The organism is Macellibacteroides sp. (assembly GCF_050251695.1).
GTDB lineage: Bacteria > Bacteroidota > Bacteroidia > Bacteroidales > Tannerellaceae > Macellibacteroides > Macellibacteroides fermentans.
The window spans coordinates 10,314-13,787 of the sequence record NZ_JBFWMI010000083.1 but is presented as its reverse complement, the minus strand read 5'-3'; the positions used below and the strand labels follow the sequence as shown (position 1 = coordinate 13,787).

At 41.0% G+C, this 3,474-nt stretch carries 3 protein-coding genes; 1 reads left to right on the top strand and 2 read right to left on the bottom strand.

Features of this window, described 5'->3' with window-relative positions; translation table 11 throughout:
- A partial coding sequence (locus AB7E53_RS11695; protein WP_446775808.1) for a hypothetical protein occupies nucleotides 1–817 on the bottom strand: 817 nt, incomplete at its 3' end.
- A gap of 111 nt (nucleotides 818–928) precedes the next feature.
- Between AB7E53_RS11695 and AB7E53_RS11690 the strand changes: the two genes are divergently transcribed.
- Nucleotides 929–2,362, top strand: coding sequence for a CCA tRNA nucleotidyltransferase (locus tag AB7E53_RS11690; RefSeq protein ID WP_446775806.1), 1,434 nt, complete (start codon nucleotides 929–931; stop codon nucleotides 2,360–2,362).
- A 64-nt stretch (nucleotides 2,363–2,426) separates the two neighbouring features.
- On the opposite strand, the gene AB7E53_RS11685 is transcribed toward AB7E53_RS11690, so the two are convergent.
- On the bottom strand, nucleotides 2,427–3,474 hold a 1,048-nt coding region (locus AB7E53_RS11685), incomplete at its 5' end, for a TGS domain-containing protein (RefSeq protein ID WP_446775804.1).

Here is a 3,474-nt window from a genome sequence, read left to right as displayed (position 1 = left end):
TTGCTGTTTTTTGTTTCAGGTAAGCAAGTCGTTGTTCACTTTTCTGTTTCTCTTTGTTCATCCGGTTGATATCTGAAAGAACAATGGCAAATGCATAGGTTGAAGTTATCGCTTTTTTATCACCATCGGCTAAGTAGATGGTAAATGGCTTTCCTCCGGTATATTCTACCTTAATCCTTTCTTTTTCGTTGGATGCGATAAACTTTACAGCATCTTCACCCTTCTCTGCCTTATAGGTTACGACTTCTGTTGTATTGCCTAAATCCTTGAAACGATAATTTAATCCTCCATCGAATGGAATACTGGCAGTTTCTGCATAGGAACCATCCTTAATGCTTACTTTTATGCTGGTATGATTGATAGGAGTGTTTCCGAAATAAACACTTGCCAGATACATTTCTCCTTTTTCGTTTACCCCGCTACGTATATAACAACGGTTTATATTTTTCTCAATGGTCTGTTGCTTCCATATATAGTTACCCACTTCTTCGTATAAGCTGTCCTTTTCAAATACAAAGTCTTTATTAATCGCAATTAATTCTGCTGTTTTTATGGGGAGCAGGCTGTCGCAGTAGGCGATTGTGCGTTCGTTTTCCTTGATCTCCACCAAACGCATCAGCGACAGTGTTTGTTTCAATACATCAAACTCTTTTGGATACAGGGTACGGATACTGTCAATTTCGTTCTTTGCGGCAAATAATTCATTGTTTTCGTACATGGACTGCGCTTTTGCCAGACGTGCTTTTGCCTCTTCTCCAGTATTGCCACAACTCATCGTCAGTGAGGCTATAAACATTCCTGCTATTAACTTTTTCATTGTATTTGATTATTAATGCGTTCCAAATGCAAAGATATTGGAAAATGGGGAATTAGCAGCAATGGAAGAATTTAATTATCTTTGTACCCTCAAAAGTATTGAACATACTGCATGTATATAGATAAAGAAGTAATAGATAAACATCTCTCCTCGCGTACTTTCAGACAAGTAAGCGACGCAGCCGACGAATTAGGGCTGGAAGCGTATGTGATCGGGGGGTATGTGAGAGATATATTTTTACGCCGTCCGTCCAAAGATATTGATATTGTTGCTGTTGGAAGTGGTATAGAATTGGCTAAGGCTGTTGCCCGAAAAATGGGACGCAATGCACATCTTTCTGTTTTTAAGAATTTCGGTACGGCTCAGGTTAAATTAGGAGATATTGAACTTGAATTTGTTGGAGCCCGTAAAGAGTCCTATACTCGCGACAGTCGTAAACCGATTGTTGAAGATGGAACTTTGGAAGACGACCAGAACCGGCGTGATTTTACGATCAATGCCCTTGCTCTGTGTTTGAATGCATCAAGGTATGGAGAATTAGTAGACCCATTTGATGGGTTAGGTGATATGGACCGGCTTACTATCCGCACGCCTTTAGATCCCGATATCACTTTTAGTGATGATCCATTGCGGATGATGCGGGCAATACGTTTTGCTACTCAACTGGGATTTGATATCGATCCGGTCACATTTGAGGCAATTGAACGTAATAAAGAGCGAATTGATATAATATCCAGAGAGCGAATCATTGATGAATTGAACAAGATTATTCTGTCTCCCCGGCCATCTGTCGGATTTGTTTTACTGGATGCTTGTGGTTTATTGCCAATCATATTTCCTGAACTTCATGCCTTGAAGGGTGTGGAAACAAAAGAGGGTATAGGTCACAAGGACAACTTTTCACACACGTTGATGGTCCTTGATAATTTGTCTCGCAATACGGATAATCTGTGGTTGAGATGGAGTGCGCTTTTGCACGATATTGCCAAGCCTGCAACCAAACGTTTTGATCAGAGATTGGGATGGACATTCCATAACCATAATTTTATTGGGGAGAAGATGCTGCCCGGTATCTTCCGAAGGATGAAACTTCCTTTGAATGAAAAGATGAAATATGTCCAGAAAATGGTAAGTCTGCATATGCGTCCGATTGCTTTGGCTGATGATGAGGTGACTGATTCGGCTATCCGCAGACTCCTTTTTGATGCCGGAGATGATATTGATGACCTGATGAAGCTTTGTGAAGCGGATATTACAAGTAAAAATCCGGAGAAGGTCCGTAAGTTCCTGAATAATTTTCGTTTGGTGAGAGAGAAGCTGACAGCCATTGAAGAAAAAGATCGGGTGAGAAATTTCCAGCCGCCTGTTTCCGGTGAAGAAATAATGGAGGTGTTTGGCTTAGGTCCTTGTGCTCAGGTGGGGGCAATTAAATCTTCTATTAAGGATGCGATTTTAGATGGAGTTATTCCCAATGAATACGATGTCGCTTATAAGTATATGATGAAAAAAGCGGAGGCAATGGGATTAAAACCTGTAACGAAGTAGTCTTGCTTGATAAAATAAGAGAAAGAGCCCTGTTTATGAAGAATAAACAGGGCTTTGTTATGATTCAGGAATTGAGTCTTTCGACGGATTTTACTCCTTTTACTGTCTTTATTTTCTTTATCAACACATTCAACATATTGGTATCACGTATTAATACAGTAAAATTGCCCTGGAAAAGTCCGTCAACCGAGTCGATATTGAATGACCTCAGGGTAACCCCGGACTCCTTACTGATAACCGATGTAATGTTGGTTACAATGGCAATATCATCCCTTCCAACAACCCGGAGTGAGATAGCATAACCTGCGTTGCTTTTTCCACTCCACCGAGCCTTGATGATACGGTATCCGAAGCGGCTGAACATCTCTTGGGCATTTGGACATGTCATCCTGTGGATTTTAATTCCTTGGGTGGAGACAAACCCGAATACTTCGTCGCCGTAAATAGGGTTACAGCATTTGGCTAGTTTGTATTCAATGCCCGTAAGGTTTTTGTCAATTACCAGAACATCCTGACGGTTGGATATTTCTTCCACCTCGGTAGTTGTAATGTAGTTTTCGGCACTTTTAGGTCCGCTGTGCTCATATATCTCCTTTTCCTTGCGTTCCAGATCCAGGTATTCGTCAATTACATTGTTCAGATCTAAACGTTCGTCCGATATATCCAGATAGAAATCAGTAACAGTTTTGTATCCCTTTTTCTTGATTAGTCGCATCAACGTACCTTCATCCACATCAATCTTACGGTTTTTAAAGCGCCGTTGCAACATCTCTTTCGAGAAGTCGGCTGTCTTAGCAGCCTCTTCACGCAGGGCTTGCTTGATTTTAGTACGTGCCTTGGATGTAGTTACAAAGGATAGCCAATCTCTTTTGGGACTTTGGGTTGGCGAGGTTACTATATTTACTGTATCTCCATTTTGAAGTACATATTTGATAGGAACATTTTTCTCATTTACCTTGGCCGACATACATTTGCTTCCCAGCTTGGTGTGGATAGAGAACGCAAAGTCGAGTACGGTGGCACCCTTAGGTAATTTAATCAGTTCACCGGTAGGGGTGAAGACATATATTTCATCCGAATACAGGTCAAGTTTGAAATCCTGCATCAGTTCG